This window comes from Pseudomonas sp. 58 R 3 (assembly GCF_900006605.1).
GTDB classification, from domain to species: domain Bacteria; phylum Pseudomonadota; class Gammaproteobacteria; order Pseudomonadales; family Pseudomonadaceae; genus Aquipseudomonas; species Aquipseudomonas salomonii.
Genome location: NZ_CVTT01000027.1, coordinates 92,004 through 107,620 on the forward strand (window position 1 = coordinate 92,004; position 15,617 = coordinate 107,620).

Annotated in this window: 13 protein-coding genes; 9 read left to right on the plus strand and 4 right to left on the minus strand. The window is 61.6% G+C overall.

All coding sequences use genetic code 11. The features are described 5' to 3' along the window. The first annotated feature begins 2 nt into the window (after nucleotides 1–2). From fecE to BFP92_RS03735, 8 genes are all read left to right on the plus strand, one after another. Nucleotides 3–794: a Fe(3+) dicitrate ABC transporter ATP-binding protein FecE gene (gene fecE / locus BFP92_RS03700; protein WP_065911869.1), complete on the plus strand. Its 792-nt coding sequence runs from the start codon at nucleotides 3–5 to the stop codon at nucleotides 792–794. A gap of 495 nt (nucleotides 795–1,289) precedes the next feature. Next, nucleotides 1,290–3,683, plus strand: a complete 2,394-nt coding sequence (locus tag BFP92_RS03705) for a TonB-dependent receptor plug domain-containing protein (RefSeq protein ID WP_065911871.1) — start codon at nucleotides 1,290–1,292, stop codon at nucleotides 3,681–3,683. A 25-nt stretch (nucleotides 3,684–3,708) separates the two neighbouring features. Further along, nucleotides 3,709–4,674, plus strand: coding sequence for an amino acid ABC transporter permease (locus tag BFP92_RS03710; protein ID WP_065911872.1), 966 nt, complete (start codon nucleotides 3,709–3,711; stop codon nucleotides 4,672–4,674). Beyond that, the gene (locus BFP92_RS03715) at nucleotides 4,667–5,440 is read left to right on the plus strand and encodes an amino acid ABC transporter ATP-binding protein (RefSeq protein ID WP_065911873.1); all 774 of its coding nucleotides are present in this window, start codon (nucleotides 4,667–4,669) and stop codon (nucleotides 5,438–5,440) included. The genes BFP92_RS03710 and BFP92_RS03715 overlap by 8 nt, the downstream gene beginning before the upstream one ends. 18 nt (nucleotides 5,441–5,458) lie before the next feature. After that, nucleotides 5,459–6,382, plus strand: coding sequence for an ABC transporter substrate-binding protein (locus BFP92_RS03720; protein ID WP_065911878.1), 924 nt, complete (start codon nucleotides 5,459–5,461; stop codon nucleotides 6,380–6,382). 10 nt (nucleotides 6,383–6,392) lie between these two features. Then, a complete protein-coding gene (locus tag BFP92_RS03725; protein ID WP_065911880.1) occupies nucleotides 6,393–7,976 on the plus strand; it encodes a flavin monoamine oxidase family protein in 1,584 nt (527 codons plus the stop codon). Between the two features lie 11 nt (nucleotides 7,977–7,987). Continuing rightward, nucleotides 7,988–8,410 carry a RidA family protein gene (locus BFP92_RS03730; RefSeq protein WP_065911881.1) on the plus strand — a complete coding sequence of 141 codons (423 nt, stop codon included), beginning with the start codon at nucleotides 7,988–7,990 and terminating at the stop codon, nucleotides 8,408–8,410. A 260-nt stretch (nucleotides 8,411–8,670) separates the two neighbouring features. Continuing rightward, entirely contained in the window at nucleotides 8,671–9,852 is a 1,182-nt protein-coding gene (locus BFP92_RS03735; protein WP_239694235.1) for an EAL domain-containing response regulator, read from the plus strand. Between the two features lie 32 nt (nucleotides 9,853–9,884). Here BFP92_RS03735 and BFP92_RS03740 read toward each other — a convergent pair whose 3' ends face one another. Then, entirely contained in the window at nucleotides 9,885–10,451 is a 567-nt protein-coding gene (locus tag BFP92_RS03740) for a hypothetical protein (RefSeq protein WP_065911883.1), read from the minus strand. Next, the gene (locus tag BFP92_RS03745) at nucleotides 10,448–11,362 is read right to left on the minus strand and encodes an Ssp4 family T6SS effector (protein WP_065911884.1); all 915 of its coding nucleotides are present in this window, start codon (nucleotides 11,360–11,362) and stop codon (nucleotides 10,448–10,450) included. The genes BFP92_RS03740 and BFP92_RS03745 overlap by 4 nt, the downstream gene beginning before the upstream one ends. A 185-nt stretch (nucleotides 11,363–11,547) precedes the next feature. Here BFP92_RS03745 and BFP92_RS03750 point away from each other — a divergent pair, with 185 nt between their 5' ends. Beyond that, nucleotides 11,548–12,036, plus strand: coding sequence for an Hcp family type VI secretion system effector (locus BFP92_RS03750; RefSeq protein ID WP_065911886.1), 489 nt, complete (start codon nucleotides 11,548–11,550; stop codon nucleotides 12,034–12,036). A gap of 15 nt (nucleotides 12,037–12,051) precedes the next feature. Here the strand turns inward: BFP92_RS03750 and BFP92_RS03755 are convergent, their stop codons facing one another. Next, nucleotides 12,052–12,888: a 5'-nucleotidase, lipoprotein e(P4) family gene (locus tag BFP92_RS03755; protein ID WP_065911888.1), complete on the minus strand. Its 837-nt coding sequence runs from the start codon at nucleotides 12,886–12,888 to the stop codon at nucleotides 12,052–12,054. Nucleotides 12,889–13,083: 195 nt separating this feature from the next. Further along, nucleotides 13,084–15,594: a fimbria/pilus outer membrane usher protein gene (locus tag BFP92_RS03760; RefSeq protein ID WP_065911889.1), complete on the minus strand. Its 2,511-nt coding sequence runs from the start codon at nucleotides 15,592–15,594 to the stop codon at nucleotides 13,084–13,086. Nucleotides 15,595–15,617: the final 23 nt, after the last annotated feature.

Sequence of the window (15,617 nt, forward strand, 5' to 3'; positions counted from 1 at the left end):
ACATGAGTATTCTGCAGGCACACCAACTCGATATCGGCTACGGCGCCACGCGTATTGTGCAGGGCCTTTCGTTTACACCGCCGACGGGTCGCGTCACCGCGCTGATCGGCCCCAACGGCTGCGGCAAGTCCACCTTGCTCAAGGCGTTTGCACGCATCCTCAAGCCGACCCAGGGCGAGTTGACCCTGGATGGCCACGCCTACGCCAGCTTGTCCGCGCGCCAACTGGCGCGGCAGATCGCCTTTTTACCGCAGGTATTGCCGGTGCCCGAAGGCGTCAGCGTGCGCCAGTTGGTCGCCTATGGCCGCAGCCCGCATAATTCGTTGTGGGGGCGCCTGAGTGGCAACGATCAAGCCCAGGTGACCCAAGCCATGCAGCGCCTGGAGCTGGACAACCTCGCCGACCGCGCGTTGGCGGATTTGTCCGGCGGCCAGCGCCAGCGCGCCTGGCTGGCCATGGTGCTGGCGCAAAACGCGCCGGTGGTGCTGCTCGACGAGCCCACCACTTACCTCGACATCAGCCATCAGGTCGAACTGCTCGACCTGATGGGCGAACTGGCCGCCGAGGGCAAAACCGTGATCACCGTACTGCACGATATCAACCAGGCCTGCCGCTACGCCGACCATCTGGCGGTGATGCACGCCGGCAAGTTGGTGGCCGATGGCGCGCCCGCCCAGGTGATCAGTGCCGAGTTGATGCGCCAGGTGTTCGACGTGCACGTGCAGATCCTGCAGGAGCCGGTTTCCGGCACGCCTATGTGCCTCGTGGAAAAAAGCACCCGCACCCACGCCTGACCCTGCTCGCTCTCACGCACTAATGCTCGTTCCCACGCTCCGCGTGGGAATGCCTCATGGGACGCTCCGCGTCCCGCCCTACGACAGCGAACCTTGCGACGCGGAGCGTCACAGGCTGCATTCCCACGCGGAGCGTGGGAACGATCAGTAAAAAACATTATTAAAATGAATAAAATTATTCATTAATAATGAAAGTAGAGAATATTAGCTTATGCCCAAATAGCATTATATTTTTGAAATCCATTCCGTTATGTTTGATCGCAACAGCCTACCCCTGACCTCGGATGGTACCCAGCGTGATTCAGATTCTGCGCGCCATAACCGGGTAAAGACCCCGCGGCAGAATCGTTGGAAGGGAGTTCAACGTATGTTGCCGATTCAAACCCCTCGCTCACTCCACACCTAGTTCCCCATCGCAGCGACACCCTGAAAAACGAGCACCGCGCCCGCCCGCGCGACTGCCCGACTTCGCGATTCGGAAAGCCTGGAGTGGTCATGAAACCAGTTTTACCCCCCACCGCCGCACTCACGCTGGCCCTGTTGGCCGGCACTGCCTCCGCTCAGGACGACAGCACCCTGTCCACCGTGGTGGTGACCGGCAACCGTGGCGCCGAGCAGCGCACCGTCACCAGCAGCCCGGTGCCGATCGATGTGGTCAGCGCCAGGCAACTGCAAAGCACCGGCAAGCCCGGCTTGATGGAAGCCTTGAGCGCGGTGATCCCGTCGCTGACCCTGCCGGAAAAAACCGGCTGGGACGCCAGCGGCATTGCCCGTGCGCCCAACCTGCGCGGCTTGAGTGCTGCCGAAGTGCTGGTGCTGGTCAACGGCAAACGCCGCCACACCAGCGCCACGTTGAACATCAATGGCATCAACACCGGCGCGGCGCCGGCTGACCTGGATCTGATCCCCATCAGCGCCATCGACCATGTGGAAGTGCTGCGCGATGGCGCTGCCGCCCAGTACGGCTCGGATGCCATCGCCGGGGTCATCAATGTGATCCTCAAGGCCGATACCAGCGGCACCGCCGTCACCAACGTCGGCCAGGGCTACGACGGCAAGAAGCAAACCGTGCAACAAAGCCTCAACAAGGGGTTTGAAATCGGCAACGGCGGCGTCGTGCAATTGGCCCTGGATGCCCGCAGCCAGAATGACGACAACAAAGCCAGCGCCAACGGCTACACCTATGCGCAAGCCTACAACCAGGCCGGCAGGGCGACCTACGGCGGTTACGGCACGCCCAAGACCAACCTGCTGACCCTGGGCTACAACGCCGAGCTGCCGATTGATGACAGCCTGAGCCTGTATTCCTTCACCACCTATTCGCGACGCAAGGCCGAGCAGGGCCAGAACTACCGCCTGCCGACCATCACCAACACCATCACCACCGGGCCGAATGGCTACCCGGCCGGGTACACACCCACCTGGTCCATCGACGAGGACGATTTTCAGGCCGCGTTCGGCGGCAAAGGCACCGTCGGCGCGTGGGACTGGGACTTGTCCACCACCTACGGGCGCAACGAGGCGGAGCAGGGCACCACCCACAACCAGAACCCGTCGCTGGGCGAGTACACGCCCAACCGCTTTACCTCCGGCACCTGGATTTCCACCGAGCTGACCACCAACCTCGACTTCAAGCGTGGCTTTGATGTGGGCCTGCAAAAACCGTTGGACCTGTCCTACGGTTTCGAGCATCGGCGCGACACCTATGAGGTGCAGGCCGGTGACTACGCGTCCTATGCCAATGGCGGCTACTGCGTGGCGCCGGGCAACTGCGCGTCATCCGGGGCGCAAGTCACCAACGGCATTTCGCCGGATGAAGAAAGCAGCGCCTCGCGCAACAGCCTCGCCAGCTACGTCGATGTGGGCTTCAACCCGCTGCCGGGCTGGTACATCGGCACCGCCTTTCGCTACGAGCATTACAACGAAGGCGTCGGCGCCACCCGCAGCGGCAAGCTGACCGCGCGCTACGATTTCACCCCGCAATTTGCCGTGCGCGCCACCGTCAGCAATGGCTTTCGCGCGCCGTCCCTGGCCAACAGCCTGTTCAGTGCGCGCTCCACCACCTATGGCGTGGTCGACGGCGTGTATCAGTCGATCAACTACGGCGTATTGCCGGTGGGCTCGGCGGCGGCCAAGGCCCTCGGCGCCCAGGAGTTGAAACCCGAGCGCTCGACCAACTTCAGCCTGGGTTTCACCCTCACGCCCACCGACCGCCTGAACTTCACCGCCGATGCCTACGTGATCAACCTGCGCGACCGCATCACCCTGACCGGCACCTTGCTCGGCCCTGAAGTCACCCAGGTACTGCAAGGCAACGGCATCAACTCCACCTCCGGCGGCCAGTACTTTATCAACGGCGCCGACACCCGCACCAAAGGCCTGGACCTGGTCAGCAACTACAACCAGGACCTCGGCCAGTTCGGCGCCTTGAAGTGGACCGCGGCGTTCAACTGGAACCAGACCAAGATCCTCAACTACAAGGCGTCCACCGACATCCTCGGCACGCCCTATGACCTGATGGACCGCCAGGCCCGTGGCCTGATCACCGATGTGCAGCCCAAGACCAAGCTCATCCTCGGCGGCGACTGGAGCATCGAGCGCTTCAACCTCAACCTGGCCCTGACCCGTTACGGTTCTTACAAAGAGGTCAACGTCTCTGCCGACCGCAGCCTCGACCGCGTCTACAGCGCCAAATGGATCACCGACCTCGACCTTGGCTACAACCTCACCAAAGCCCTGAACATCGCCGTCGGCGCCAAGAACCTGTTCGACCTTTACCCCAAGAAACAAGGCGTGCCGAGCAGCACCATGCTCGCCAGCTACGGCACTTATTCGCCCTACGGTTTTACCGGCGGGTACTACTACACCCGGCTGACTTACGCCTTTTAAGGCCGCAACCCGCGAGGAATAGAACATGCCCATTGTCGCCAAATCCTATGACCTGATCGAAGACGTCAGCCCGGTTCGCCAGCGCCGCGTCGCAACGCCGATCAAGGCCTTGCAAGTGGTGCCCGCCCGCCACCCGTGGCGCTGGGCCGGGTCGACCTTTGCCGCGCTGGTGCTGCTCGCCATCGTGCACTCGCTGGCCACCAACCCGCGTTGGGAGTGGGGCGTGTTCGGCCAGTGGTTCTTTTCTGCCTCGGTGCTGCGCGGCCTCGGCCAGACGCTGCTGCTGACGCTGCTCAGTACCGTGTTCAGCATCCTCTTCGGCACTGCATTGGCGCTGGCACGGCTGTCGGGCTCGCCACTGCTGGCGGCGTTGGCCTGGGGCTATATCTGGTTTTTCCGCTCGATGCCGGCGCTGCTGGTGCTGATCATCCTCTACAACTTCGCCTACCTGTATGACCACATTGTGCTCGGCGTACCGTTCACCAGTGTGGTGTTCGCCGAGTGGTCGACCGTGGATGTGCTCAGCCAATTCACTGTGGCGGTGTTGGGCCTGAGCCTGATGCAGGCCGCCTACGCGGCGGAGATCATTCGCGGCGGTTTGATTGGCGTGGACGCCGGTCAGCATGAAGCGGCGGCGGCCCTTGGTTTGCCGGCTTCGCGACGGATTTTTCGCATCATCCTGCCCCAGGCGCTGCGCTCGATCCTGCCATCGGGCTTCAACGAAATCATCGGTTTGGTCAAGGGCACGTCCATCGTCTACGTGCTGGCCTTGCCGGAGCTGTTCTACACCGTGCAGGTCATCTACAACCGCACCCAGGCGGTGATCCCGCTGCTGGTGGTGGCGACCGTGTGGTACCTGATCATCACCACGGTGCTGACCAGCGCCCAGTACTACGTCGAGCGCCACTTTGCGCGCGGTACGGCGCGGGTGCTGCCGCCCACACCGCTGCAACGCCTGCGCGGCTGGCTCAAGGAGAAAACCCATGGCTGAAGCACGCGCCGGGCGCATTCAGATCCAGGGCGTGGGCAAACGCTTTGGCAACCAGCAGGTGTTGAAAGACATCGACCTGACCATCGATCCCGGCAAGGTCACGGTGATTCTCGGGCCGTCCGGCTCGGGCAAATCCACCTTGCTGCGCACCATCAACCACCTGGAAAAAATCGACAGCGGGCACATCACCATCGACGGTGAATACGTCGGCTATCGGCGCAAGGGTGACCTGCTTTACGAATTAAAAGAACGCGAGATTCTCAAGCGCCGCATCGACGTGGGTTTTGTGTTCCAGAACTTCAACCTGTTCCCGCACCTCACCGCCTGGGAAAACGTCGCTGAAGCACCGCTGGCCCACAAGCGCTGGAGCAAGGCCGAGGCGCAGACCAGGGCCTGCGAGCTGCTGGCCAAGGTCGGCCTGGCCGACAAACTCGAGGCCTACCCACGCCAGCTCTCCGGCGGCCAGCAACAGCGCGTGGCAATCGCCCGTGCCCTGGCGCTGGACCCCAAAGTGCTGCTGTTCGATGAACCCACCTCAGCCCTCGACCCGGAACTGGTGGGCGAAGTGCTTGACGTGATCAAAGGCCTGACCCAGCTGGGCGTGACCCTGGTGATCGTCACCCACGAAATCGGGTTTGCCCGTGAGGTGGCCGACCACGTGGTGTTCCTGTGTGACGGCCAACTGATCGAAGAAGGCCCGCCCGAACAGATGTTTCGCCAACCCCGACATCCCCGCACCGTGGCCTTTCTGGGCAAGGTGCTTTAGTTCAAGGAGTGACTGCCCATGTTCATCAATACTGCCCGCGTGGCCTTGCTGACGCTTGCCGTGAGTACCGCGCAACAGGCTTTTGCCGTGCAACAGGTGGATTTCAGCCCCGATCGGGTGCGCATCCATGTGCCGCGCAATGAAGCGGCGATCGCGCAGATCCCGCCGGGCTTCAAGTTCGCCCAGCCTGGCAAATTCACCGTGGCGGTGTCCGGCGTGGCCGGGCCGCCGCTGGCGCTGCTCGCCAACGACGACAAGACCACCATCGGCAGCGAAGCTGACACCGCGCAGTTGGTGGCCGACAGCCTCGGCCTGCAACTCAATGTGGTGCAGACCAGTTGGGAGGACTGGCCGCTGGGCGTCAGCTCCGGCAAATACGACGCGGTGATCAGCAACGTCACCGTGACCGAGGCGCGCAAGAAGCGTTTTGACTTCGCCACCTATCGCCAGGATGTGCTCGGCTTTTACGTCAAGAGCACCAACAACATCACCGAGATCAAACAGGCCGCCGACATCGCCGGGCTGAAGATCATCGTCGGCTCCGGCACCAACCAGGAGAAGGTCCTGCTGGCCTGGAACGAGGCCAATGAAAAGGCCGGTATCAAGCCTGCGCTCCTGCAATACATCGACGACCAGGCCGCCGCGCAACTGGCAGTGCAGTCCGGTCGCAGCGATGCGCTGTTCGGGCCCAACTCGGTGTATGCCTACTCGGCGGCGGTCACCGGTGGCATCAAACTGGTGGGCACGGTGAACGGCGGCTGGCCGTTGAAGGCGGATATTGCCGTGACCACCCGCAAGGACAACGGCCTGATCCAGCCGATTCACACCGCCCTGCAAGGCGCGATTGCCGGCGGCCAATACGAACAGGTGCTGCAACGCTGGGGCCTGGACGTCGAGCGCGTCGACACCTCGCTGATCAACCCACCGGGCCTGCCGGACTAGGAGAATCGACATGGGACTGACACGCCGTGAAGCGCTGTCGAGCATCGCCGCTGTAGGCGGTGAAAAGGCCGTCAAGGATGTACTGGCCGTATTGGGGTTGGGGCCGTCGTCACATCGACGGCCGCAGCCGCTGAAACTCAAGCCTGGTCTGGGGCAGGGTACCCGCGTGCTGGTGCTGGGCGCCGGGATCGCCGGGTTGGTGACGGCACTGGAGCTGAGCCGCGCCGGCTTCAGCGTGCAAGTACTGGAGGCCCGCAACCGTGTGGGCGGGCGTACCTGGACCCTGCGCAATGGCGACCACGTGGACTACAAGGACGGCCGCACGCAAACCGTAGCGTTTGATAACGGCCTGTATTTCAACGCCGGCCCCGCCAGGATTCCGAGCCAGCACCGCACGATTCTCGACTATTGCAGCGAACTGGGTGTGCCGCTGGAAGTGCTGGTCAACAGCAGCCACGGCGCCCAGGTGCGGCCCGATCTGCAACAGTCGGCGTTTACCGTCGGCCAGGCGATCAATGACACGCGCGGGCATCTGTCCGGCTTGCTGGCCAAAGCCGTACAGCGCGATGCCCTCGATGATGTGTTGAGCAGTGAAGAGCGCACGCGTTTGCTGGCGTTCTTGCAGGTGTATGGCGACCTGTCCCAGGAATTGGCTTTTGAAGGCAGCCTGCGCTCCGGCCACCTGGAGTCGCCTGCCCACCCCGGCGCGCTGCCCGCCAGCCGCAGCCCGCTGGGGCTGGGCCGGCTGCTGCATCCGGAGTTGTGGGGCGCGTTATTGCACACCGAATTCCCGGAATTTTCCGCCACCATGTTCCAACCCGTCGGTGGCATGGACCGCATCACCGACGCCTTCTACCAACGCGTGCGCGAGCACGTGCAACTGGGCGCCCAGGTGCGGCAGATTCGCCAGCTTGAAGACGGCGTGGCGGTGACCTACCACGAACAGCTCAGCGGCCGCGAACAGGTGGTGCGCGCCGATTACCTGGTCTCGACCTTGCCGTTGCCGCTGCTGGCCAAACTCGATACCGACTTCAGCGACCCGGTCAAAGCCGCCTTGCTCAGCACCCGCAGCGATCAGGCGACCAAAGTGGCGTGGCAATCGCCGCGCTTCTGGGAAACCGACTACCGCACCTATGGCGGCCTGTCGTGGATCGAACACCCGGCGCGCCTGCTGTGGTACCCGAGCAACGACCTCAACACCCGCGACGGCTTGTTGGTGGCCGGCTACGTGACCGGGGAGGGCGCCGACGTGTTTGGCGCCAAGCCGTTCGACCAGCAGTACGCCACGTCCAAAGAAGCCGTGGAGCTGCTGCATCCGGGTTATTCAAAACACCTGCGCCACCCGCTGGCGGTGTCCTGGGAGCAGATCCCCTACAGCGAAGGCCCATGGTTGCAACGCGAACACTTCCCGGCCGATGCCAGTGCCTTGCTCGAGCAGGCCCACGGCCGCGTGTACTTCGCCGGCGACGGTCTGGTGCAAAGCGGTGTGGGCATCTGGCAGGAATCGGCAGCCAACTCGGCGCGCCATGTGATTGCGCAACTGGCTGAGCGCGTTACCCAACAACAACAGCGTGCGGCACTCGCCGCCTCCTGAGGAGCACTACCATGAGCGACAGCATTCAACGCACCAGCGTCGGCGATTTTCCCATCTCGCAAACCGTCACCGTACCGGCCTCGGCCAGCCTGATTTTCGTCAGCGGCACCTTGCCCGATCTGGTCGACCCGAACGTGCCAGGGGTTTACGGCAACACCGAAGTGCAGACGGTGTCGGTGTTCAACAAACTGCGCAAGATCCTCCAGCAGCAAGACCTGGACCTGGGCGATATCGTGCAATTGCGCGTGTTTCTGGTGGGGGCCGAAGAGACCGATGGCAAGCTCGACTTCGCCGGTTTGCAACGTGGTTACACGCAGTTCTTCGCCACGCCCGAGCAGCCGAACAAACCCACGCGCACGGCGTTGCAGGTGGTGGCATTGCCGTTGCCGGGGGCGCTGGTGGAAGTGGAGGCGATTGCGGCCAGAACAGCCTGATCCGTTATCCAGGACGACTGAGCGTGTGGCGGCCAGTAGGCTTGTGAACAGCGTATCTGAACACATCCAGCCTCGGTGACGATGGGCCGCTGCCCTTACCCCCATCAACGGCCATGGCTGCTTGAGATTGCTGGCCACAGCTCGTAGCAACGCTGATATTTTGAGAAATATCCTACATCCATAGAGGATTAGTCATTCCCGTTTTTGCAAGGCGTTTTTAGACAATCGTTGACTCCACCGTCAACGAGCCCACGGCAATGATGAGCCAGCCTTTACGCATTATGATCCTTGGGGATCATGCCTCTCAGCGCGCTATCGTGGTCAGTCTGTTCAGACGGCTGGGGCATGCGGCGCTCGAAGCGACACATGCCATTGAAGCCCTGGCCATTCTCGAAAGCGTGGGTGGGGTGGATGTCGTGCTGTGCGACTTGTCCATGTCCGACATGGATGGTCTGGAGTTTTTGCAACATGCTGCGCAACGAGGGTGGCTGCATGGCGTGATTGTCAGCGGCCACCAGCCGCCCGGAATCAACCAGGCCCTGCAACAGTTCACCCGCTTGCTCGGCGTGCGTTTATTGGGGCATGTCGATAAGCCCACGACGCTCAATCAGCTCGAAGGGCTATTGCATCGCCATCTGCGTGATGGGGGGATCGCGCCTGAGGTTTCACCGGCACTGCCATTATTTACTCCGACGCAGGTGTGCGAAGCACTCGCTGCCGGCCAGTTACACGCGTACTACCAACCCAAATTCAGCCTGTGGACCCAGGAGATGGTCGGTGTGGAAGTGTTGAGCCGCTGGCAGCACCCGCTTTACGGTCTGTTACCCGCAATGGCCTTCATGCCGGTGCTGGAGCGTAGCGGGATGCTCGACGACTTGTTGTTTGCGCAGATGCACCAGGCCTTGACCCTGCAACAACACGTCAGGGCAAGCGACATGGCCTTGAACCTGGCGTTCAACCTGCACGCTCAGCAACTGGCTCAGGGCGGGTTGAGCCGCAAGATCGAAGACGTCATGGCGACGTTCAAGGTGCCGCACGCCAGCGTGACGTTCGAGCTGACCGAAAGCGGCCTGCTGGATGCCTCGGCGAGCAGCCTGGCGTGCCTGATGCGTTTGCGCTTGCTCGGTTGCAACCTGTCCCTGGATGACTTCGGCGCCGGGTATTCATCCTTGCAACGCCTGTGTCAGCTGCCGTTCAACGAGATCAAGCTGGATGCCGAGTTTGTGCGCGGCATGACCGCCGACCCACGTTGCCGCGCAGTGATCCACAGCACCCTGGCGCTGGGCGACAGCCTGGGCATGACCGTGGTGGTGGAAGGCATCGAAACCCGGGAGCAACAGCGGCAATTGCTGGCGATGGGCTGCAGGGTGGGCCAGGGCTACGTGTATGCGCGGGCGATGAGTGGCGAGCAGTTGTTGTGGCGGTTGCAGAACGTGGCTTGATGGGTGTTGAGCGAATGCAGATGGTGGGTGGCTCACCACCATTTCCAGCGGCCTTGTTTTTTCAGGGTGGCGATGATGTCTTCGCGCTTGCGGCGGATTTCCACCATCTTGTGGCGCAGTTCGCGGCAGCGGTTGCTGTTGAGGATCAGCAGGCCGGTCAGCGGGCTAAGCAGGGACATGGTGTAGAGAAAAAGCGGCGGGCGGTACGTAATTGCGGGCAAAGATATCAGTAAGCAAATTAAGTAAATGCCGACACTGATCCATACCGAGCGGATACGACCATAGTTGACCTGCGCCTTGGAAAAAAAAAGGACAAGGCCTGTTGCGACGCTGCCGAGAAAACAGATCTTAAGTGCAAGGTTTTCTGGAAGTCTTGAGAGAGAGGTCAGCAACAGTAAGACGGCAGTCATCGCAATCGTGAAACAGCCAGCGAGTAGATCGGCGCCAATCACTAGCGCGTAGCGTCTCCTGAACGCTCGTGGATTTTCAAAATAAAAGTAGGCGTAAGTACGTTCCTCGGGCGTCAGCGTTTTCCAATCTTCACATTTCTCATCCTTTGCTGATTCGCTAAGGCCCTTTTCCGTTACACGCTTGCTCACTGGCTGACTTCCTCGTAGATACCAATAGCCCACGTCTTGATATTTCCTGGCATCGAACTACTCGCGAAACCCAGGGCTGCAGCCAAGGTGTCTTTTATGTGATTGGCGGTAGCAAGTTGCATTTCTGTGGCACTGATTCGTTTTGGTAATACGCCGGTGGCTTGTTTCACCTTGAGAATTTTTAGCGTTAATCGAGGATCACGAAGCCTGAGCAATTCATCATTGAGTCTCGCTCGTTCTTGTCGGTTCAGACCTTTGAGTATTTGTTTGAGCGGTTTGCCAGTGACTCTCGTTGCTGTGTTTATTGTTTTGATTGTGGTCAACGCAGAAGTGGCGACGCCCAGTAATGCAATGGCATCCAGCGTCGTAACAACGGCCTGATACCAGGTTTCGTTATCTAGACGATCTAGGTATTGGGGCGCAAACGCTTCTACACTGGTTCGCCCTAGCCCGATGGCGCATTGGGTCATGCTGGCAGCCAGAGCAGCCTTGCCGATAAACGTAATTACCGCGCTCGTCCCCGCCGTAAAGGGCATCAACATCACGCCACTGGTAACGACGACCCAACTCAGTATCGCCCCCGTACAGGTCACCGCCGTGCCAAGCGCTTCAGCCACCCATTCCGACTCCCGCGGTTCATGCTCCAACATCCGCTTGAACTCCACCGGCCCCACATACTTGGGTGCCTCACGCAGCACCACCTTGATCGGCCGCACACTGCAAATCGCCTGAAACTCACGCAGTACCACCACGTTGAACATGTCATCGATATAGACCACCCCAGCGCCAATCAGCACCGGGTCGCTATCAATGGCGAAGAACAACTTGCGCAGATCAATACTGCTTTCAATCCGTTGACGCGTGGTGCGGTGGACCGAAGGGAATCCATCTCTGAGCAGGGAAGCCGTCATCCTTAACTCCTGTTATTGCGGGAGTCGAGAGCGTAAAGATGAGGAGGTACCGCTGAATGTCGGAAGGTTCGCCATTTAACGTCGGGTGCTTCTCTAACTGCTTTCTGCGTCTTGCGCGCACCGCTGCGGCTGGGGAAAAGTGCTCCCCGCGTCACTACCGACGCATACCAAGGCAAGGAGCAAACATGGCAGTCGATATGTTTTTGAAGCTGGGTGATATCAAGGGTGAATCAAGGGACCAGGCCCATCGCGACGAGATCGACATCATCCAATGGGCGTGGGGCATGTCGCAGTCGGGTTCGATGCACAGCGGTACCGGCGGCGGTGCGGGCAAGGTCAATATTGCCAACCTGAACCTGACCAAACCGTTGGATAAATCCAGCCCCAACCTGATGATGGCCTGCGCCAGCGGCAAGCATTACCCGGAGGCCAGGTTGGTGCTACGCAAGGCTGGCGGTGCCAGCCCGGTGGAGTACCTGGTGATTACCCTGAAGGAAGTCATGGTGGTGTCCTACAGCACGAATGCTGAAAGCACCACCGACGTCGTGCATGACAGCTTCGCCCTCAATTTCGCCAGCGTCGACGTCAGCTACCAGCCGCAGAAAGCCGACGGCGCCAAGGACGGCGGGCCGGTGAAGTTTGGCTGGAACATTCGGCAGAACATCAAAGCCTGAACCTCAGACAACCCTTCATTGTTCCAGCTGCAACGCCTGCTGCTTAAGCTTGCGTTTCTGCGCAAACGGCAGCTTTTCATCATCCCCATACGGCGAGCTGTACCAGTTGCCGTAACTCGGGTTCGGCAGCAAAAACCAGCGCTGGCCCAGCCAGCTCACGTAGGGTTCCACCGCTTTGCGTTGGGCGGCGAGGGTGTTGTGTTCGGCCTGCACGAAATCACCCAGCGAGTCACCGGCCATCAGCAATACGCGGGCATGGCCGGCGACCCACTGGCGGCGACACGTCTTGCCGTAGCCGGCGCTTTCGCAGTGGCCGGTAGGCGTGCTGGCGGCCAGGACCTGGGTGTCGCTGGTCACCGGAAAACCGCGCAGGCGCAGGTTGGCGACGGTGGCCGCGACCTGGCTGTGTTCGCGGTTGGTGAGGTAGTAAACCTTGATGCCTTTTTGCTCGGCGGCGTGCAGGAAAGCCACTGCGCCCGGCAATGCCTGGGCCTTGGCCTGGTCGACCCAGGTGTTCCAGCGATCGTAGGAATAGATTTGATTATTGTTGATATCGCGCGCGTTCAGCGGCACGTTGTCCAGCAGGGTTTCGTCGATATCCATCACCACCGCTGGAGGCAAGCCGTTCAGATTGCGGGGTGGAAAGGGCAGGGCATCCCAGGTCGGATCGGCCAGGGCCACGTCGAGTTGGCGGGTGGCATTGGCGAACAGCTGGCGGTAGATCAACTCGTGTTCGATGGAGGTCTGGGTCCAGAGCACGGCGTCGAGTTGGTCGTTGGCCGGCGGGGTCTGCTGGCAGCCGGTCAGGGCGGTGGTCAGCAGGCAGACGCTGGCGAAAATCAGGTGGCGCATGGGATGTCTCGGCGGTGGAAGCGTGTGGGCAGCACCTTAGCCTAATCAGGCTATACATCAATCCCGAATGTGGGAGCTGGCTTGTCGAATCGTCGCACCGCTGCGATGGCATCAACTCGGTGTACCTGATGCACCGAGGTGTCTGCATCGCAGGCAAGCCAGCTCCCACAGAAAAGCAGACTAGCCGCCACCCCCTCAAGGGCCACATACCAACGCCTGCCGCTCATAGTTCAGCGCCTTGTTCTGCGGCGCCAACGCATAGCTTGCACTGCAACGCTGCTCGCCCCACTTGATGATCAGCGTGCCCTGATCCTGTTCCACCAGCGCCAGCGCATTCCCGTTCGGGTCCGCAATCGCCAGTTGCTTGCCCGCCGAGTCCTCCAGCGAAGCCCCGAACGACAACGGTTTGTGCTGCGCATCAAACAACTCAAACAATACCCGTCGCCCGGTGGTACCGCTGTAACGCGCCACCACGATAGCGCCACGGCGCGGCACCAGCTGCTGGGTGGCGTTGGTGATCTCCACATCGCCGCCCAGGTCGCGGGTGTCCAGGCTGATCCAGTTCACTCGGTAAGGTTGCGCCGTGGGGATCACCGCGTAGCCGTTGTAGCCGGTCTCGACGCCGCTGTAGCTGCCGATTTTAGCCCCCGAGATACCCGGCACTTCGGCCAGGGCGAAGGTTTCGCTGACGGTCTGCCCCAGGTTGATGCCGCCTGCGTGGGCAACCACTGAACCCGCGAGGTTAAGGTTCTGCGAGTTGTAGCCCTGGCCCTGGCTGTAACCCAGGCTCACATCCGCCATGGAGGTGCGGCTGTTGATATTCACCGAGCCGGAGTCGCCACTCGCATCGCTATGGCCCGCCTGCACCGAATAGAAGGTGTCGCTGGTATCGGCGACGTAACCGTTGATACCGGCTTGTGTGGTGGTGTCGCCATGCTGATGGCTGGTGGTGACAAAGGCTCGTGGCGCACGGGCCTGGCTGCCCAGTGGGAACGAGACGGACAGGTTCACCTGGGTGTCGCTGCTGGGCTCGCCATAGGTGACGATTTGCTGGGTGCGCGTCACGCCAAGGTTGTAGCTCAGGTCGCCCCAGTTACCGGTGTAACCGGCAGACAAACTGCGCGAACCGCCACGGTTCCAGTAGCGCTGGTCGCTGGCATTGACGTACAGGCTGCCGAACTGGCTGTTACGCCCCAGGCTCTGGTTGATGGTCAGGTCGGTACGGGTTTTCGAGTGGCCGGTGCGCACGCGCACGTCTTCACTGTTGTCTTCCACATGGTCGGTGAGGGTGCGGTAGCCCTCGGTGGAATAACGGTAGGCGGCCAGGGTGAAGTTGGTGTCAGTGCCGGCAAAGGTCTTTGCGTACAACGCCCGCACGCTGCTGCCCTGGTGGATTTGCCCGCGGGCCTTGCTGGACGAATGCGTGGTGTCCAGGGAAAAGGCGCCGAACGCGGTGTTCCTGCCGGCGCCGATCGACAGCGCACTGTAGTCCTCGCTGGCTTGCAGGCCGACGATGCCGCTGAGGTTGCTGGTCAAGCCATACGCCAGCGTGCCGCTGAGAAAACGCGGGCTGCCCAGGCCGTCGGCATTGCTTTTGAACGTGCCCGCCGAGAGGCTGTACTTGACCTGACCTTCACGCACCATGATCGGCAAACTGGAGAATGCCTGCATCGTCACCCGCCGGCTGCCGTCGGCTTCGATCACGGTGATTTGCAAGTCGCCGTTGGAGCCGCTGGGGTAGATGTCGTTGATCTCGAACGGGCCGGGCGCGACGTTGGCGGTGTAGAGGATATAGTCGTTCTGGCGGATCTCTACGGTCGCGTTGGTCTGCGCCACGCCACGGATCACCGGCGCGTAGCCGCGCTCGCTGTCGGCGCGCATGCCGTCGTCGGAGGCCAGTTTGAGGCCGCGATAGCGCACGCTGTCAAACAGGTCGGTGTCGGAGAAAATCTCACCGGCGCTGAACTGGCCCTTGATCGCGGTCATGTCGTGCTGGACGTAGGTGCGGTTGCTGGTGAAGGTGTTCGAGCGGTCGGTGCCGCTGCTCATGTTCGATTCGTTGCGCAGGCGCCAGGCGCCCAGGTTGATGCCGTTGCGCAGCCCGAGGTTATTGGCGATGCGGGTTTTATAGTCGCCGGCGGTGCGGCTGCTGTTGAGCTGATAGTTGATGAACGCGGCCGGCACGCCGTCGTCCCACAACTGCGGGTCGACATACCCGCGCAGGCCGCGCTGCATGGCCACTTGCGGAATGCTCGCCAACAGGCGCAGGCGGCTGCTGTCGTAACGCACGCTGGCGTCTTCGATCATGTCCGCAAGGGCATAGCACGCCTGCGGTTGCTGCGGGTCGAGTTTGCCTTCGGCTTGCAACCGGCTCATGTCGACGCCCAGCTGCTTGAGCAGGTCGAGGGTCAGGCAGGCTTCGACCCGGCCGTTTTTCGGGTTGCGCTTGAAGTCGATATCACGGCGGCCCACCAGCACTTCGTTGCTGTACAGGTCGACCCGGTAATTGCCCGGCAGCACGCTGTTGGCCGAGAGCAGTTGCTGCAAATCGACCGGCGACTGCGAGCCCTGCAGGAACGTGGTGTTGAAGCTTTGCGCAGCGTCATCGGCCACCGCCCAGGTCGGCAGGCTGGCAGCCATCGCGAGCGACAGCGTCTTCAACTTCAGTACGCCACGTGCGGGCCTGTTGCTGGAAAGAAAAGACATGCGAGGACCTATGACATCCCTGA